The following is an 18,136-nucleotide window of genomic DNA, read 5'->3' on the forward strand; positions in this document are numbered from 1 at the left end:
CTTTTTGTCAATAAGCTCGCGCTTACCAAAAACTCCTCTGTACTGAGCTGAGAGCGTTGTGCTTGAGCATAGCGCACGGAAGAAGTGAAGCACGCAGTTCGCCGTACATATGGTACGTCTAACGAGTACTGGAACTTCTGACAACGCGATATGCCAAGAAGGCTGGCGCGGTTCTGGCTTTGCCAGAAGCAGGCCAGCCTGGCACAACGTTCTCAGTCGGTGCGGGCGTCTTGGCCGAGCAGTTTTGCCCGCATCTCCTCAAATCGTTTCTGTTGCTCGGCAGCAATCTCTTCCGGAGTTGGAGCCGATTGCGCTTGCTGCCCATTCTGTTGCTTTGGTTTATCGACATTACCTGGCCTGCCACCAATCACATTAACCACCGGTATTACAATCGGGCTTCTTTGGGTGTGTTCATACAAAAAGTGCGTAACGTGTTCTTTGATTTCTTGCTTAAACCGATCCAGATCAACTCGCTTGTATCGTTGTGCTACCGCACGTTTCAGTTCAGTTCTAAACGTGTTCATTAATTCTTCACTGTCGCGCATGTATATAAATCCACGGCTAATGATGTCTGGGCTGGTAAGCAAGTTGCCGTTCTTTTTATCTATAGTTAGCACTACGGCTACAAGACCTTCTTCAGAAAGTAGCAGTCGATCTTTAATTACCACGTTATTAACAATGGCACCGGTTTGATCTACTAACACTGTTCCGTAAGGAACTCTACCGTGTAGCTCCATGGTGTCCTTACCTAGATCAATGACTTCTCCGTTTTCAGCATTAACGGTGTTTTTACGTTGTATGCCTTCTTCGACTGCTATTTCTATATGACGGCGTTTTGACCTATAAGATCCATAGATTGGAATGAAGAATTTTGGTTGTGTCATCCGAATCATATCTTTATATTCATCTATACTGGCATGCCCACTTACATGCAATGGTCCACAACCGTCAATCTCGTGCGTTTCGTGCCGAAACACATGCACACCACGACGCATTAAATCATCAACCATGACACCGATCTTGGCATCATTGCCGCTTTCTGGAATTGGGGTAGAACTTAACACCACCGTATCTTGTTCTTTGAGTTTGACGTGACGGTGTTCGCCACTGGCCATACGCTGCAAGGCCGAACTTGGTTCACCTTGACTACCGGTACAAACCACCACAACGTCAGTGTCTTTCAGTTGTGGTACGCTGGCAATCGGCACAAATGTACCTTTGGGCACCCGAACAAAACCGTGACGCACAGCCATTTCTAGCGTACTCATCATGCTGCGGCCATCAAGCGCAATCTTTTTATTGTGGTGGACTGCAGCGTTAATAATCATCTGAATACGGTTAATGTTGGTAGAGAACATAGCCATAAAGCACCGTCCTGGGGCTTGCTCCATAATCTCAATAAAGCTTGGCTCAATTGTGCTTTCGGACGGAGTACGTCCCGGGCGTTCTGTCGTGGTACTTTCAGATAAAAGCGCCAGAATACCCTCTTTGCCTAGCTCCTCAAGCCGCTGTGTATCGGTTCGCTCATGATCAAGTGGGTTGGGATCAAGTCGAAAATCCCCAGTATTAACAATCCGACCGACTGGCGTGTCGAGTACCACCATAGTGCTACCCGGTATAGAGTGCGTTACCCCAACCAGCTCCACAAAGAAATTACCAATTTTGAGCCGTTCATGCGTGCTCTCGTTCATCATGACGGTTTTTAGTTCGAACCCTTCCGGCATTGGCAACCCGAAGTTTTCGAAAATTTCTTCTACGCGACCAATGCTGAATTTGGAACCATAAATTGGTGCTGGAAATCGTGGCACGATGTGTGGCAAAGCACCTATGTGATCAAGGTGTCCGTGAGTCACGACGTAAGCTCTTAGCTTGTGTTTGATTGTTTCAAGATAGGTTGTATCGGCAATCCCATAGTTAATACCTGGCAAGTCGACGCCTAAGTCATTACCACAGTCAATGACTATCGCATCATTCATATACTCAATGACGATCATGTTTTTAGATCCACCGCTATCCATACCACCAAGGCCAATAATTTTTAATTTTGGCGAGTCATCAAGCTTGTTAGCTCGTCCTTTCGACTTGGTACTTGCTTCCGGGGAAACACTCGCATACTGGTTGATGACACGATTAGCATCGTCATGGTTTCGGCGTTGCGCACGAATTGCCGCACCTCGGCTAGCCGAACTGCTTCGTTGCGACTTTTTACTACTCTTGGCGGCTGGTTTCTGATTCTTATTTTGTTGATTTGATTGTTTCATAATTTTTCCTTTCTAAATTTTATAAATGTGATAAATTATGTAATTTTCTTTAAAATTGCTGGTATTGTCTGAAAGTCATCTATAAGTGTTTGACGCATTCCTCCGTTATATAACGCCGCCGCCGGGTGATACAGCGGTAGGATGACCAACGTCAGCGCATCCTGCTTTCCGGCAAAGCCGGAAACACTGCTGCGCTTCGCGGCGGATTGCTGTGTGGATGACTGCGATACTCCCTTCGCCGTATTGCTATACGGCTCGGTCCGTTTCTCATCATCGCCTTGCACTCCATCCGCGCGCTGATCCCCTACCAGGTCGGTGAAGGCAAGCTTAATGCGCTTAGGTTGTCCGTGAACCTTGCTTATTTGCAGGTCCGGCAAGAAGCAGTTCATGCTGTGGCGACCTAGTGTCACCACAACTTTAGGCGCAATTGCTTCCAGCTGAGCCTGTAAATACGGCAAGAATGCCTGCTTCTCTCCCGGTAATGGGTCCCGGTTGTTCGGCGGACGGTATTTCACAATATTGGTAATGTACACTTCACTGCGATCAAGCTGTATCATCGCTAGCATTTCATCAAGAAATTTACCGGCAGCACCGACAAATGGTTTACCTTGTTCATCCTCTTTTTTGCCAGGCGCTTCACCGATAAAAACGACGTCAGCGTCCGGACTCCCATCGCCAAAAACCAGTTGTGTTGCTTGCTTGGCCAGTTCCGGGCAAACATTCTGTTTGAGAATATCTGCCTCAATCCGATCAAGCTGGGTTGTAGTATCTTTGCTCATTTACTTCCGTATTTTATGTATACACCTATAAGACGAGCTGTGTTTTGGATACCTCCCAGCAACAATATCACCGCCGGAATATAGTGCCAATAAGAGCCAGAATCAATCGCCCAACTGCTAAACACATAAGCCAGCGCAAACTCCATGACCGCAAATATAGTAAGTCCTTGCGGTGTTTTGTGCCATTTGTGTAGACGCGCGACGATTGATCTATGGCTGCTCATTGTAACCTCTTATTTATCCAGTTCACGGGAAGCGGCTTCCCCCCGCGGCTTTTCGATGTATTCCATAATCTTATTGCAGACCACTCCATACTGAAAAGACGCGGAGCTTCGCATACTATTTTTCCCCGTTCCTTTCACGTTCAGCTGCTCGCATGCTTAAGTTCAGTCGGCCTTTTTCGTCAATTGCGACTAGTTTAACTGACACCGTATCGCCTTCGCTCACAACATCACTTGGTTTTTCGACCCGTTCTTCTTTCATTTCAGACACGTGCACCAGCCCGTCTTTACCGGGCATAATTTCTACGAAGGCTCCAAAATCTAATACTGAGACAACCTTACAATTCTTGTAAATTTTGCCAACTTCCGGTTCGGCCGTCAGGTGTTCTACGAATTGCTTGGCAGCCTCGATAGACTTTTTATTTGGGCTGGCTATAAACACTGCGCCATCTTCCTTGATGTCAATTTCTGCACCGGTTTCGGCAATAATTTTATTTATAGTCTCGCCGCCCTTGCCAATAACGTCACGAATCTTATCAGGATTTATCTGCATCGATTCAACTTGTGGAGCGTATTGGCTCAGCTCATTTCGAGGTTCAGCTAACACACTCAACATATGCTCCAAGATGAAGGCTCGACCTTGCTTAGCTTGTTTCAATGCTTGTTTCAAAACCTCGACCGGCAATCCATGGACTTTCATGTCCATCTGCAGAGCGGTGATACCTTCAGTGGTACCAGTTACTTTGAAATCCATATCTCCACCAAAATCTTCGGCATCGGCAATATCACTTAAAACATACGGTTTACCGCCATCCATCATAAGCCCCATGGCAATCCCGCTAACTGGACGTTTGAGCGGTACACCGGCATCCATAAGCGCAAGACAACTAGAGCACGTTGCAGCCATTGAGGTTGAGCCGTTTTGACTCATAATTTCGGTTACTGAACGGATGGTATACGGAAACTCTGCTTCACTTGGGATAACCGGCAAAAGTGCGCGTTCGGCAAGATATCCGTGACCGATTTCGCGTCGCCCAGGACCCATGAGCCGCTTAACTTCTCCAACTGTCCAACCGGGGGCATTATAGTGATGCAAGTAACGTCGCTCGCCTTCGCGCTCCATAGTATCTACTAATTGTGCAAAAGAAAGCGGCGCTAGCGTAACTATGTTTAAAGCTTGAGTGACGCCTCTAGTAAAGAGACTTGATCCGTGGGCTCGTGGCAAGAATCCTACCTCGCTAGATAACGGACGCACTTCGTCGAGTTTACGTCCATCAGGACGAATTTTATCCTCTACGATTCCTTTGCGAACATCTTTATGGAGCGCCATCGAAAATGCTTCATCGTACTCTGGGTGGAGTGAGTCGTATTCTTCTTCACCGATTTGTTTTACAAAATCAGCATGCATTTCGTCGCGCAAATTCTGTAACATTACGTTTCGCTCTGGATATGGCACGCGCAGGTCTTCGGTTAGCTTCCCATCAAGCCATTTATCAACTGCTTTTTGTACATCATCGTTAGGCTTAACAAGGTCATATTCCTGTTTCTCAACCTTGAGTTTTTTTATAAGTTCCTGTTGCAGTTTAATGGCAGGTTGGATTGCCTGGTAGCCAAACTCTAAACCTTCTGCCACTTCGTCTTCGGTCGCTTCGTTAGCTCCTGCTTCAACCATCATGACGCCGTCTTTGTTGCCGGCAACTACCAAATCTAGCTTACCCTCATCAAGTTGCTGAGATGTCGCAAACGCCTGGTATTTACCGTCAACCCCGCCTGTCTGATCGCCAGAACGGGCAGGCATACCAACTCGTACTCCGGCAATTGGTCCTTCAAATGGCGCACCTGTCAACGAAAGGGCTGCGCTAACGGCTATCATAGCAACCATATCAGGGCGGAAATCCGGATCCATACTCAAAACCGTGGCAATGCCCTGAACTTCATTTCTGTAGCCTTTTGGCCACAGCGGTCGAATCGGACGATCAATAATGCGGCTAATCAAAACTGCATCATCACTTGGTCGCCCTTCCCGTTTAATAAAGCGGCTACCGCTAATCTTTCCTGCAGCGTACATCTTTTCTTCGTAATCAATGCTTAACGGAAAGTAGTCCATAGAAACCGGCTTTTCCCCGACCATAGCTGTACCAAGAACAACTGTATCACCATAGCGCACAATAACTGACGCAGATGAGCGAAAACCAACACGCCCAACTTCGAGCGATAGCTGGCGGCCGCAGAATTCCGTTTCTACTTTAATAATGTCTTTACCAAAAGGGTTTATAGTTCGTCCCATTTGTCTCTCTTTCTTCGAAGTAGCCATCAACAAGGTGCAAATATACACTGACTACCCCTTGTGCGTAACTGGGTGCTGTATATCTGGTATCTGTTGACGTCTACTGTTTAGTATTTAATGTGCACAAGTTCATCCCTCACCTTAAGTGGTGAGGGACTAATCTATGCAAATTACCTTCTAATACCGAGTTTCTTGATTAGATCTAGATACTCTTGACTATCATGTTTAGCGATGTATTTTAGCAATCGTTTGCGCTTCCCGACAGCCTGTAGCAAACCGCGACGAGCCATAAAATCATGTTTATGTGTCTTTAGGTGCTCAGTGAGCTCCTTGACTCTTTCGGTTAAAATACCGGCCTGAACTGCAGCAGAACCAGTGTCTTTCTTGTCTTTTTGCAGACTAGCAACTACTTTGCTTTTCTTCTCGGTTGAGATCATTCACTTCCTTAAACTCTTAGACTAATAATAAAGAGAACTGATGGCGTTACTCAGGATTCTACCATACCTGTCCCTGTTACGCAAGCCTAGTAACCTGAATTATGTGTTCAACTGCCCACGTAAACTGTTTCGCCACCAATATTGTTCACAAAATAGGTGTCATGGCTGATATATAAAATGGCGCCATGATACTGGTTTAAGGCACTCTCCAATTCTTCAATACTGGGTAAATCAAGGTGGTTAGTCGGTTCATCTAAAATGAGTACCTGGGGGTCATTCGCAAGCATGCTGATCAGTTGAAACCGAGCTTTTTGACCTCCGCTAAGCAGTTTGAGAGGCATTGCGCCGTCGGTTTGTGGGTTAAATAAATAGTCGCTTAAAAGCTGTTTGATTTTTTGACCACCAATTTTCACATCTTTTTGAAGATATACTTGTTCAATAGCCTGTTCCAGCGTTTTTTCAAGTAACTTTGGAGCAATTTCTTGCTCGTAATTACCTAAGGTCAGCTCTTTCTCGGTTAGTATATCGCCCGCCAGCATCTGGCTCTCTGTCTTTTCGTCACCTGCATGAGCCAAAATTGACTTTACTAGCGTGGTTTTGCCTGCGCCATTACGACCATGCAAACGTAGCCTATCACCTTCCCGTAGCTGGAAGTTCATATCATTAAATAACGGTATCTTATTATAGCCTAGTGATAATTTACTAGCCTCAACGAGCAAACGGTTGGATTTTGTTTCAGCAGTACGAGCCCTGATTCTAATGTTTCGAGTTTTGTGCTCCTCGTAGGAGGCGCTCATTTTAGTATTAAGCCCCTGCGCTGATTCTTTATCTATCCAAAACGACGGCTTATCAATCTGTTGCAGCTGAGCAAGTTCTTTTTTAGCTCGAGCTTCTAGTGATTTAAAACGAGCAATTGTACCTGGGTCGCGAGCTCGCTCTTTAAGCCTTTTAAATCGCAGGACATCGTCTTGCAGGTTGGCAATGCGTCGCTGAGTAACTTCGTATTCGTTAACTTCGGAAGTAATTTTAGATGTATTTATTTTTAGATACGCGTCGTAATTGCCCGGCGAGCTAATGGCTCGGCCGTCTCGGACTTCTACAATCCTATCAACCTTGCTCAATACATCGCGATCATGCGTAATCACTACCACTGCCTCTGGAGTCTTGCCAAACCAGCTCAAGAAACGTTCTTTTGCTATAAAATCCATGTGGTTGGTTGGCTCATCAATTAACGCCAAGTCGGCCTTAGCGTGCTGCACTTTAACGAGCTCCACGAACCGCTTTTGCCCTCCAGAAAGCTGACCAATCTGACCGCGAATTTGTAATTCATCCAAACCATACGCTTCTAGGCTCTGAATAATCTCCTCCTCAACCATAAAATAACCAAGTGTAGAGAACTGCTCTAATGCATCGCTATATTGACTGATTTTTTTATTGTTTGGACTCATCGCATCGGGAAATGTGTCAATTATATGCTTCAGTTCAGCGTACTTAGGTAGGTCATCTAATATGTATCCCAATACAGGGGTGTCTTCAAGACCCTGATGCTCTTGCCGGGAAGAAATCGTGATAAGGTTTTTTCTATATTCAATCGTGCCGTCAAAGTCTTTATCTAGTCCAGTCATCATGTTAAACAACGTGGTTTTTCCCGTACCATTACGACCAATCAGCCCAACCTTTTCCTTAGATTGTAGCTGCAATGAAAGCCCTTGGTACAGGACATTACCTCCAAAGGATTTTTCAGCTATATTAATGTTGGCAATCATACGCTGGCCTCTGGTAATCCTTTTAGATGTTCCTCGATAACATCAGCGTTTATGTTGTCCAAGGAAACGGCGTCATCAATGTTAAAGTCGCCCACTGCGGTGCGGCGTAAATCTGCCATGTACGCCCCCGTGCCAAGCTCTTTGCCTATGTCATCTACCAAACTTCTAATGTATGTACCAGAGGAAACGTCAGCCGTAAACGTAAGCTCTGGGTAATCGTAGCCCGTAACTTGTGCGCTATAGACTTTTGCTCGCCTTGGCTCTAGCTCTACCTTTTTACCAGCTCGAGCCAATTTATACGCTCGCTGACCATCCACCTTAATTGCCGAGTACGCCGGTGGCACCTGCCAATACTCATAACCCTGCCTCTCAATAAACTGTGCGATGGCATTTTTTATTGTGAGTTCTGTTGGTTGCGTAGAGGATATTGTGGTGAGTTGACCCTCTTTGTCGCCAGTTGTACTAGTTTTGCCTAGCTCTACAGTGACCTGATAGGTTTTATCAAGCTTAGAAAACTCGCTGGCTCGTTTGCAATAGGTGCCGATTGTCAAAACCAACAATCCTGTTGCCAAAGGGTCAAGTGTCCCAGTATGACCAACTTTTGTCTTCGGTAAACGAGTTGAGGGTTTAAAAGTTTGAAAGTCTAAGGGCTCTGAGCTCTTTTCACTTTCTACTTTATACCTTTCTACGAGCGCATGCTGTCTCAGCATGCCACGTACTTTGGCGACCACATCAAAACTAGTCCAACCTTTGGGCTTATCAACCAATAGAATTCCATTCATCAGGCGCAGTATAACCTATAACGGCGCATCAAACTGTGTGTTCGGCTTATCCTGATTATGGTTAGGCTGGTTTTTAGACTGGCCAAAAGATGGTGGCATCATAGGCGGCGGCACGGCTGGTGGAGCTGTTGGATCATTTACCTGTGGCTTTTGCGGCGAAGGTGTGGAACCTTGCGAGTTAGCGTTTGGTTGCTGGCTAGAATTTGGTAAACCCGTGCTCTCATCAATGCTAGAAACGTCAAAATACTCTTGTTTTTGTGGTTTATTGTCGGGGCTCTGTTTTTCGTGAGATAGATTAAGCTCGCCAGTTGCTCCAATATCCTCTTTTGGTGTTGCAACCGGTCCCTCTGGTGCAGCCGACGTTGCTGCTTCAACCGCCTGGCGTGCTGAATCAAGATCCGGTGTCGCTGGCGGCGCTTCTGACGAAGAAGCATCCTGTGTGCTGGGACTATCGTGTGGTGCATTATTTTTTACATGTGGACTATGTACAGACTGCTCAATTTCCTCGAGCGTTTGTTTTGGCTCCTGTGGCGAATTTAACTTTGGAGTATTATCAGACTTTTGATCTGTAGCTTTTTTAGCTGGAGTATCCGTGCTACTTGCAGGATTTACCCCATTTTTATGAATTGACTGTTTGTCGGTCTCGGGTGCCGGTGATTCAGCCTTATCACCACTTGATTGTGGTTTATTATTATCGTGACTTAAAATTGGCGCATCGACTGGTGGCAAGCTAAGAGGATCGACTGTTTGTTCTTTATCCTCATGCTGTGTACTGCCCGTCAATGTGCCGCCTCTCGACGGAGGCTCATTTGCAAACCGGTTTGATTGTTCTGTTGGTTTTGTTGGCTTTGATTCCGATTGTTGAGTTTCCTGAGCGGTTTGCTCAGTCGTACCAGCAGGCTCGTCGTGGTGTTTTAATGTACCTTCTTCGTCAATATGGATATTTTGCACTGGTTGTTCTTTAGGCTCTTTATCATGAGCAATACTCAGCGAGCCATCAGTAGCCGGCTTGGTCTGCTCTGATTTATCATAAGTGTCAGTATTTGTTTTTGTATCAGTCGACTCTGGTTTTGGTTCTGATTTTTGCAACTTACTAGCAACCAGTTGTTGGTTGGCACCAGCATTCATAAGTTGAGCACTAATGTTCATAGTTGCCGAGGAAGTTTTATCATTACTAAACCGATCGGTCTCAGCAACAATACCAGTAAGTAGTGCCGTTGCCATCTGTGCATCAATAACATCTTTTTTCAGATTCATTATAATGTCGGTGAGCATTTCACTTAAACTACTCGCATTTTGATCCACCCAATCAACCGAACCTAACTGGCCGGCATCTTTTGTATTAATTGTGATAACCGTCGCATCATGCAATATGCGCCCATGGGAAACAATTGCCTGATCTAAATCTTTTTGTTCATGTACCCCGAGCGCCAAAACTGCATCAACGTTAAAGTCGCCTTGACTAAACACAAGGTCTTTCTCGCTTATAGATGTGTGATATGGAGTAATAAAAATTTTGACCTGAGTGTCTTGAACTTTATAGCGTAGCTTGTCGGCTTTGGACTTATCGAGCGCAATAATAAAATCACGTAAACTGTCGGTGTTTTTCTCAATGGTGTCTTCTGGCTTCAAAAACTCGATAGTAGAAGGTATTGAACCACTAAAAACAGCCGTCGCGTGCTTGCCAAGCTTATTTAACGCCAAAGTTATACCGATAGCACTCGCTAGCTGATCAACCGACGGGTCGGAACTCACGGTCACGAGGACATTGTTCGATTCCTTGACACGTTCAATAATTGAGGTTTTTGTATTTTCCATTTTTTATTTTATTTGACCTCTGTTATTATCCTACCACAATTGCTTATGGTTGTCCATATCATTTAGCCATATATCGTAAAACTCCTATCAATCTCTTGAATCCTCTCTTTACAATCAGAGGTAAAAGTGGTACATTCAATTCCGACATTTAATTATAAAATACGTAACTGAGGAACCAGATGCCGATTATTCAGTCAGCCAAGAAGCGCGTGCGAGTCGCCCGCAAAGCAACCGTGCGGAACTTCAAAACTAAACGAACAATGCGTAGCGCAATAAAAGACTTTCAAGGTGCCCTATCCAGCGGTAAGAAAGTTGAGGAGGCACGAAAAACTGCCCAAAGCACTATCGATACTGCTGCCAAAAAAGGCATTATGCACAAGAACAAAGCTGCTCGTAAACAACGCCAGCTCGCAGCTCAAGCGAAAAATGCTAAAGGCGCCAAGAAAACAGCCAGCGCAGCAAAATCATCTACGAAGAAAACATCTACTGCTAAAAAACCAGCCTCAAAAAAGACTACAACCAAGAAAACCACAAAAAAGTAGATAATTTATAGTCTACAATTAACAGCTTACCCGCTCACCGGAGCGGGTTTTTATGTACTAACCTGTAGTAAGTAGTATTGAATCGCTTCATCAGCATCAATCGATGTTGACTTAAGCCGAATATCGAGTATGTGCAATTCGTGAACGAGTTGTTTTATCCGAGAAAACGGTATTTTTTTTGCAATTGTAGTGGTTTTTTGTAGAACAAAAGGGCTGATTTTCGCCTCTTTAACAATTTCTGATTGAGACTTCTGACCAGCAGCCTTAATAACCGACAAGACATGTAATTGCCAGGCAATCATCGGCACAATTGCCATCGGATCAACGCCTTGTGATCGTTGGTCTTCATACAGTTGCTGCACACGCTTTTTATCGCCCGAGAATGCGGCGTCAAGTAATTGGAAAATAGTGCTTTGTGGCATCCTCTCACATAAAAGCTCAATTGACTGGCGAGTTACATTAGTATCATAAGTAATAAGCTTGCGTAGCTCAGCATCAAGAAGCTGCTGATTTGCACCAACGCGGTCAATTAAGTATCTAGCGTCTGAAGACTTAAGCGTAGCTTTACGTTCTTTAGCTGTTTTAACCAACCAGTCTGCAAGTTGGTAAGTGTCTAGTTCGTTATACTCCTGATAGCTCGTCAATTTCTTTAAGTTTTTAAAGTAGCTCGATCGCTTATCAAGTTTAGGCTCAATAATAAGTACGTCGTTGCTGTCTGGAATAATATCTAGCAACTGCTCAAGTTTTTCGGTAAACTCTTTCTGAGCACTGGGCTTATGTAGCACAATCAGTCTCTTGTCGGCCAAAAAAGGCAGCGCTTGAACCGCTTCCACAATGCGCTGATAACTAGCCTCTTCTCCGTCAACTCGCTCCAAAGCAATGTCGCCATACTTAGCCAAAAAGGCGTCGGTTTGCCGGCTAAGCTCTTGCTGTAGCAAAAAAGTATTCGACCCAGTTAACGTAGTAATCATGCAGCTAGCTCCTGTTGGCATTTTAGGCATACGTGGGTTCCACCCCAGTAGTAAACTCCTCCTGAGTTACTACGAGGCAAGCGCCCAGCAACTACTCTTTTTGGCATTTTGTACATATGTGCGTTCCTCTTCCAGCAACTCTTATTTTCTGAATGAATATACCCGGATGACGTGGGCATTGTTGCCCTTCGCGCCTAAATACTCGCGCAAAACTGAGATAACTACCGCGCTTTCCCTCGGCGCTGACATAATCTTTATCAGTGCTGCCGCCTTTTTCTATAGCCAGCTCCAGCACATAGCGCAGTTCTTGAAATAATGTGTTCAGCTTGGCTGCAGGCACATTCTTGACCAGCGTTTTTGGATTAATTTTTGCCCCCCAAAGCGACTCGTCGGCGTAAATATTGCCTACTCCGGCAAGAACCGTCTGGTCTAATATTGCTGCTTTTATGTTGGTGTTCTTACGCCGCTGCAAACGTTCTATAAATTGATCGGCAGTAAAACTAGTTTCTAGCGGTTCTGGCCCAACTTTTTTCATAAAATCAATGTTAGGAACTTCAATTGTTGGGATAAGTTTGACCCACCCAAACTTGCGTTGGTCATTAAAGAAAAGATGCGCACCACACTGCTGTGCTTTTTGGCCAAGCCAAAAATCTTGCCAGTGTTCTTGACCTACTGCGGTGTCAACTGCTCCAGTACTCAGGCGCCGTACGTCATGTACGACTTCTTCCGTGCTTCGCAGTTTCCTTACATTAGACTCAAGTGCATCATCTCTTCCTTGCAGACAGAGTATTACCCTTGTTGATTTATCCGGCAGTCTATCAACTAAGCTACTGTTAGGGTGTCCGGCACCAAACCGTTCCTCTTGACGCTTGACGCTTGACGCTTGACGCTTGACGTACACCATCTGGCCGGTCATTTTCAAGTGACATACTAGTGAATACTGGCTATCCAGCTCAATCAATAAGACCTTAGCCCGACGCTTCACAGCCGTCACGCAAGCGCCAATTAAAAACTGCTCAACATCTGACTCGGCGTTCGGAAACGACTTAGCCCAATCATGCCAAACCGCAGCCACTCGTTTTCCAACAATTAGCTCTGATAACCCACGCCTGACGGTCTCAACTTCAGGCAACTCTGGCATACTCGCCCCTCACACCACACCAGCATACAACCGAACCAGTAGCCTGTCCTGTTGGTGTTCTTGACACATTTTGCATCTTTTCTCTCCAGTACTCAGTCACGGTACCTATTGTACCGCTAATTGCGGTGCTTCAAGAATAAAATCCAAACTGTACACAAGTGTGAAATGCGAAAGACAATATATAATGGTCAACATGTCCGATAATATTGGCGATTTACTAAAGCAACGTAATTACGACGAGCCGCCAGAAGTTACGGCAATCAAAAAGTTCATGCACGAAAAGTTTAATGCCGCTGGCACAGTTTCTGTACGCGACTCCCAAATTATTATCGCAGTCCAGTCTGCAGCACTCGCTGGTACACTCCGTATGCATCAGCCAGAGCTGCAAAAATTAGCCGGTGACAAAAAGGTTATTCTGCGGATTGGATAGAACGAACTTCTGTTGACGCATGAATTACTAGTGCGCCTGCACACCACTCACCCTCTGGAACTCTTGTAACTTCTTGCCCTCGACGAAGAGCGATGAGGGCAGCACTATCCCAAGGCAAACCAGAGAACTCTGCTGGAACGTCTTCTTCCTGCTCATAGCTAAAGCTATCGGCTCCTGAACCAGCTTTTTCTAACAGTGACATATTTGTTTTCCTTTTTTAATTTATAGGAACTATATAACAGTAAAAACCTCGCTACATCCACTGTCAATAGCGTCCCATAAAGTTATCAAACAACCATCGTTTTTTATATCACTTATGGTCTAAATCGGCCAATATTCGCTTAAGCTCTTGCTTAAGCTGTTTTAAATCACGGTAAACAACTGCCTGCATACCAATATCTCGAGCCGCCTCACAATAGCGCTCAATGTCGTCAATCATGACTGCTTCTTGTGGCTCGACATTAAGCTTTTTGCAAACCAATTCAAAAATCTGTGGATCCGGCTTTGTCATTCCCGTCTCATAAGAAAACACCATGGCATCAAATAACTCTTGCTCGTCTGGGGTTAAGAATGAATCGGTAATCCACGGGGTTGCCACGTTGCTAAGCAAACCGATTTTATAGCGCGGCTTTAACTGCTTAATATAAATAAGCAGTTGTTCATTTTTTATGGTGTTTTCTACCCTTATGTCTTCCAGCTCAGTGAAAGTACTTCCTGTTGCTTGTTTAATCTGTTCTGCTGCCGTTTCTTTGTCTAGTAACCCAGCATCGTACGCCCTGTGTGTTTCACGTGCCGCATTAGTATCGGCGCTCTCTGGCAAGCTATCAATAAAAGCCCGCCACGTATCAGTAGTCAAAACACCGAAGCAATCAAAGATTATCGCTTTAATCATACCTCTAGTCTAGCAAACTATCTGATGCCAAGACCGCTGGTAAGATCTCGGTAATCCGTAATCTGTGCCTCAAAGAGTTTCCGTACAGTACTCATGTCGCCACCGAAGCTTCCGTCTCTACGGGAACAAGATGTCGCCCACAATCTAGATACCTCATCGCCTTCTTCTTCAATTTCCATAATAAACCGGCGTCCAAAAGGACACATCCCACGTTCGTCATCGCTACGAGCTACCTGCTCCTCCGTATAACCGGCTTTGTCTAGAGCGTATAAGAACGCCTCGAACGCCGCCTGGTTATTTGGATAAGTTTGTCTGTTAACAACCGACCCTGTGTAACCACTAAGCTGTTCGACAGTTCGTCGACCCTTAGTAACACTAATACGCACCGCGTTAAACTCATCTTGACCAACAATATTACCTTGCACCGTATAGCGCACAGTTGCTGAGGTATCAACATAATCAGTCACGTCAACTTGCTCGACTGGTATATCGGCACTGGGAGTCATTAACCTAACCGCAATCAATACAACGATTACGATTACAGCAATTATTGCTCCCAATAGCGCCAATCCATACCTGTTCATAAGCATTATTATAACACGCTTATAGCTATTTTTCAATAGTTTCTACCCTTAAATGTCACAAACATTCGTTATAAATTAACAATCGACGCCTACCTTAGTGGTAAACGCCGATTGTAAGCGGGTGTGACGGTGTAAGAATCCTATAAAACGTGTTTTACTCTCGCGGGGACAAGATTACGTAAAACAGCGATTTATAGTTGAGTTTTGGCCTGTCGTTCCCTAGCACACATCACCCTGCTGCAATTGAGTAAGAAGGGAGTTAGATCGGTTACGCCACTTGCTCGGTTATCACATAGGCGTCCATCTAATAGTGATAACGTCAACGCACCCTAACTCAATTGTGCCCACATTATAGTACTTTTTGTAATTTATGTCAATGCTTGAGCAGCGTTTACTTAAGCAGTTCCGTAAACTCTGCGGGATACTTATGACTTAGGCGTGTGACTGCCGCCTTCGCAAACCGGACACCAAAATCAATAATCTCTTTTTCTAGTACCTGCATATTATAGTTCGCCCCAGTTTTTGCCGGTTACTACGTCTACATCTAGTTTTACAGGTAAGGTGTGAATGCTTTCCATAGTGGTTTTTAGCATGTCGGCCATGCCTTCCGCCTCTGATTCCGGACATTCAATCAGGATACTGTCGTGGATTTGCAGCAGCTGCTTGCATGGCGTCCCTTCCAGCTTTTTCTGCACTTCTATCATGGCCATTTTCATCAAATCTGCCTCGGTACCTTGTATCGGCATATTAATGGCAGCGCGTTCAGCTGCTTGGCGCACCGCAAAATTACTAGAGTGAATATCCGGCATTGGGCGACGGCGACCAAACAGTGTCTCCACATAGCCGTCTTCACGAGCCTTTTCTTTAAGATGATTCATGTACTCCAAAAGTGGTTTGCGTAGCTCGAAATATTTTTCGATAAAGTGCTGGGCGGCATCGCGCGTCATACCCGTAGCAATACTTAACCCATGTGGGCTCATGCCATAAAGTACACCAAAATTAATCACTTTAGCGTCACGGCGCATGCTCTTGGTCACTTCATCCGGTTGACGATTGTACACTTGGGCGGCGGTAGCGGTATGAATATCGGCACCACCATTAAACATCTCGATTAGCTCGGTGTCGTTTGCCAGATATGCTGCCAAGCGGAGTTCAAACTGCGAGTAGTCAGCACTGATAAGTACCTTGCCTTTGCCGGCCACAAAAGCAGTGCGAATTCTACGGCCGAGATCTGTGCGAGTTGGTATATTTTGTAAATTAGGGTCGGTGCTGGATAATCGGCCAGTCTGAGCAATTGTCAGGTTAAACGTGGTATGCAAACGCGAGTTCTCGTCAACCATTTCTGGCAAGGTATCAACATATGTATTTTTAAGCTTGGTGACCTCACGATAGTGAGTAATTAAATCAATTATTTCATGCTGTCCACGTAGTTTATCTAACTCACTGGCAGCAGTTGAGTAACTGGTTTTTCCTTTTTTAATACCTTGAGTTGGCAACTTCAGTTTATTGAACAAAATTTCACTCAATTGTGCCGGGCTACCGATGTTAAACTCTTCGTCAGCATATCCATAAATCTGCTGCTGCAAATCGCTTATCATGTCATCCAGCTCGTCATTCATCTCTTTTAGGTATTTTGTATCTAGCTCAATACCCTCGTATTCCATGGCTGCAAGCACCGGAATTACTGGCCATTCTATATCGTGCGCAAGTTTTTTAACTTTTGGCAGACTTTCAAGATCTTTGGCTTGCTGTTTATATAACTCATTTATAATCGACAGCACTTCACCGCTACGAGTCACCAAATCTTCGTTAGGCATCTCTTCTAGTGATGAGCCTTCGTAGCCCAGGTCAGCACTGGCCAGTTCGGTAAGTGTTTGTTCTCTTCTTAAGCTATTAATCAAAAAGGCACCGACCAGTACATCATGGCCAACATTATGCAGTTGTACTCCAATCGAATAACAAGCCTTGATAAATGACTTAACATCATAGCCAACCAGCTTCATTGCCGGTAATAAAGCTGCCAAAACAGTCTTGAGCTTATCTGCCGACACCTTATCTACGTCAATAACGTACACTGTCTTTCCATCAAAACTAAGTAGCAAGAATTTTGGGTCACGGCCGTGCTTACCAGCGCATCGAGCGTGCACCAGAACACTTTCTGACTCAATCCCAGCTATTTTATCTAGAGCCTTGTCTGACTGAATCACAATATGTTTCAAGGGCTTGTTATTCGCATCAGACAAATCAACTTCATGGTGTTCTAACACCTGCATAGCTTCAGGTAATTGCCTTACCAAAGTGCGAAACTCAAATTTTTGGAGTGATTCACGTATCTTGTGCGGATCGCAGTTTTTTACGTCTAAGTTCTTTAAATCAAGCTTGATAGGCGCATCCGTCCAGAGCGCTCCGATTTTTTTGCTCAAATATGCAAGATCTTTACCAGCTACTAATTTTTTGCGCACACTTTCTTTAATCAGGTCGATGTTTTCATAAACTCCGTCTAGAGTTTTATGATCCTGGAGCAAAGCAACGGCTGTTTTTTCACCAATTCCCGGAACACCTGGAATATTATCCGAACTATCGCCTTTGAGTGCTTTTAGATCCAAAAATTGTTCCGGCTCTAACCCATATTTCGCCGTGAAGCTTTTTGGACTGTATAGCTCAATGTTACTTAAGCCTTTTTTAAGCGCAAACACGTGCACGTGCGGATCGATTATTTGAAGCATATCCAGATCAGACGTTACCAACATTGTTTCGATGTCCTTTTGTTGTAGCTTGAACCGCTGAAGCTGCCCATAATATCGTCCGCCTCATAATCATCTAGCTCATATAGCGGCCAGCCAAAGGCCTGCAATAACTCCTGTAATAATGGGATTTGTTCATAAAAATCTGGTGGTGGTGGTTTGCGGCCAGCTTTATATTCGGGGTATATCTCGACACGTTTACGTATATTAGTTTTGGGCTTATCCCACGCCACACAAACATAGTCTGGCTTAAGCCGCTTGATTACTTCTAGTGCCATAACCGCAAAACCAAAAACCCCGCCAGTTGGCGTACCATCTTTTGTGCTCAAATACGGCATCGCATAATAACCACGATAAAAAACACTCTTGCCATCTATAATGGCGAGTTTTTTCTTCCTAGTATTCACCGCCGACTCACTCATACTGCACCTCCTGTGGAGGTAATTTTCAATTTACAATTAACAATGTTCAATGATTTAAC

General features: G+C 44.8%; 17 protein-coding genes and 1 riboswitch. Of the genes, 2 read left to right on the plus strand and 15 right to left on the minus strand.

From position 1 onward, the window contains the following. Positions 1-212: 212 nt before the first annotated feature. The 8 genes from U5K77_01365 to U5K77_01400 all read right to left on the minus strand — a co-directional run bounded on the left by U5K77_01365 (position 213) and on the right by U5K77_01400 (position 10,351). Positions 213-2,261: a ribonuclease J gene (locus U5K77_01365; protein ID MDZ7744389.1), complete on the minus strand. Its 2,049-nt coding sequence runs from the start codon at positions 2,259-2,261 to the stop codon at positions 213-215. A gap of 35 nt (positions 2,262-2,296) precedes the next feature. Beyond that, positions 2,297-3,040, minus strand: a complete 744-nt coding sequence (locus tag U5K77_01370; protein ID MDZ7744390.1) for a uracil-DNA glycosylase — start codon at positions 3,038-3,040, stop codon at positions 2,297-2,299. After that, entirely contained in the window at positions 3,037-3,264 is a 228-nt protein-coding gene (locus U5K77_01375) for a hypothetical protein (protein ID MDZ7744391.1), read from the minus strand. Before U5K77_01375 ends, U5K77_01370 begins: the two co-directional genes overlap by 4 nt. A 115-nt stretch (positions 3,265-3,379) precedes the next feature. After that, entirely contained in the window at positions 3,380-5,548 is a 2,169-nt protein-coding gene (gene pnp / locus U5K77_01380) for a polyribonucleotide nucleotidyltransferase (protein MDZ7744392.1), read from the minus strand. A 170-nt stretch (positions 5,549-5,718) separates the two neighbouring features. After that, positions 5,719-5,985: a 30S ribosomal protein S15 gene (gene rpsO / locus U5K77_01385; GenBank protein MDZ7744393.1), complete on the minus strand. Its 267-nt coding sequence runs from the start codon at positions 5,983-5,985 to the stop codon at positions 5,719-5,721. A 107-nt stretch (positions 5,986-6,092) separates the two neighbouring features. After that, positions 6,093-7,751 (minus strand): ATP-binding cassette domain-containing protein, encoded by a 1,659-nt coding sequence (locus U5K77_01390; GenBank protein ID MDZ7744394.1) that lies wholly within the window; start codon positions 7,749-7,751, stop codon positions 6,093-6,095. Further along, the gene (gene truB, locus U5K77_01395) at positions 7,748-8,533 is read right to left on the minus strand and encodes a tRNA pseudouridine(55) synthase TruB (protein MDZ7744395.1); all 786 of its coding nucleotides are present in this window, start codon (positions 8,531-8,533) and stop codon (positions 7,748-7,750) included. The genes U5K77_01390 and truB overlap by 4 nt, the downstream gene beginning before the upstream one ends. Positions 8,534-8,548: 15 nt before the next feature. Continuing rightward, complete coding sequence (locus tag U5K77_01400; GenBank protein ID MDZ7744396.1) at positions 8,549-10,351, minus strand: hypothetical protein; 1,803 nt, start codon at positions 10,349-10,351, stop codon at positions 8,549-8,551. A gap of 179 nt (positions 10,352-10,530) precedes the next feature. Between U5K77_01400 and rpsT the strand changes: the two genes are divergently transcribed. Beyond that, positions 10,531-10,893, plus strand: a complete 363-nt coding sequence (rpsT, locus tag U5K77_01405; protein MDZ7744397.1) for a 30S ribosomal protein S20 — start codon at positions 10,531-10,533, stop codon at positions 10,891-10,893. A gap of 50 nt (positions 10,894-10,943) precedes the next feature. Here rpsT and holA read toward each other — a convergent pair whose 3' ends face one another. Next, positions 10,944-11,864 (minus strand): DNA polymerase III subunit delta, encoded by a 921-nt coding sequence (holA, locus tag U5K77_01410; protein MDZ7744398.1) that lies wholly within the window; start codon positions 11,862-11,864, stop codon positions 10,944-10,946. A 91-nt stretch (positions 11,865-11,955) separates the two neighbouring features. Continuing rightward, positions 11,956-13,005, minus strand: a complete 1,050-nt coding sequence (locus U5K77_01415) for a DNA-formamidopyrimidine glycosylase family protein (GenBank protein ID MDZ7744399.1) — start codon at positions 13,003-13,005, stop codon at positions 11,956-11,958. 193 nt (positions 13,006-13,198) lie between these two features. Here U5K77_01415 and U5K77_01420 point away from each other — a divergent pair, with 193 nt between their 5' ends. Beyond that, the gene (locus tag U5K77_01420) at positions 13,199-13,435 is read left to right on the plus strand and encodes a hypothetical protein (protein ID MDZ7744400.1); all 237 of its coding nucleotides are present in this window, start codon (positions 13,199-13,201) and stop codon (positions 13,433-13,435) included. Here U5K77_01420 and U5K77_01425 read toward each other — a convergent pair. From U5K77_01425 to U5K77_01445, 5 genes are all read right to left on the minus strand, one after another. After that, complete coding sequence (locus U5K77_01425) at positions 13,416-13,637, minus strand: hypothetical protein (protein ID MDZ7744401.1); 222 nt, start codon at positions 13,635-13,637, stop codon at positions 13,416-13,418. The genes U5K77_01420 and U5K77_01425 overlap by 20 nt on opposite strands. Before the next feature lie 108 nt (positions 13,638-13,745). Next, a complete protein-coding gene (locus tag U5K77_01430) occupies positions 13,746-14,327 on the minus strand; it encodes an HAD family phosphatase (GenBank protein ID MDZ7744402.1) in 582 nt (193 codons plus the stop codon). Positions 14,328-14,344: 17 nt separating this feature from the next. After that, positions 14,345-14,911: a hypothetical protein gene (locus U5K77_01435; GenBank protein MDZ7744403.1), complete on the minus strand. Its 567-nt coding sequence runs from the start codon at positions 14,909-14,911 to the stop codon at positions 14,345-14,347. Between the two features lie 253 nt (positions 14,912-15,164). Beyond that, a riboswitch (cyclic di-GMP riboswitch) is annotated at positions 15,165-15,250 on the minus strand. 164 nt (positions 15,251-15,414) lie between these two features. After that, the gene (gene polA, locus U5K77_01440) at positions 15,415-17,637 is read right to left on the minus strand and encodes a DNA polymerase I (GenBank protein ID MDZ7744404.1); all 2,223 of its coding nucleotides are present in this window, start codon (positions 17,635-17,637) and stop codon (positions 15,415-15,417) included. A gap of 14 nt (positions 17,638-17,651) precedes the next feature. Next, complete coding sequence (locus U5K77_01445) at positions 17,652-18,077, minus strand: hypothetical protein (GenBank protein MDZ7744405.1); 426 nt, start codon at positions 18,075-18,077, stop codon at positions 17,652-17,654. Positions 18,078-18,136: the final 59 nt, after the last annotated feature.

The sequence above is a fragment of the Candidatus Saccharibacteria bacterium genome, from assembly GCA_034521515.1.
Taxonomy (GTDB): domain Bacteria; phylum Patescibacteriota; class Saccharimonadia; order Saccharimonadales; family JAXHMH01; genus JAXHMH01.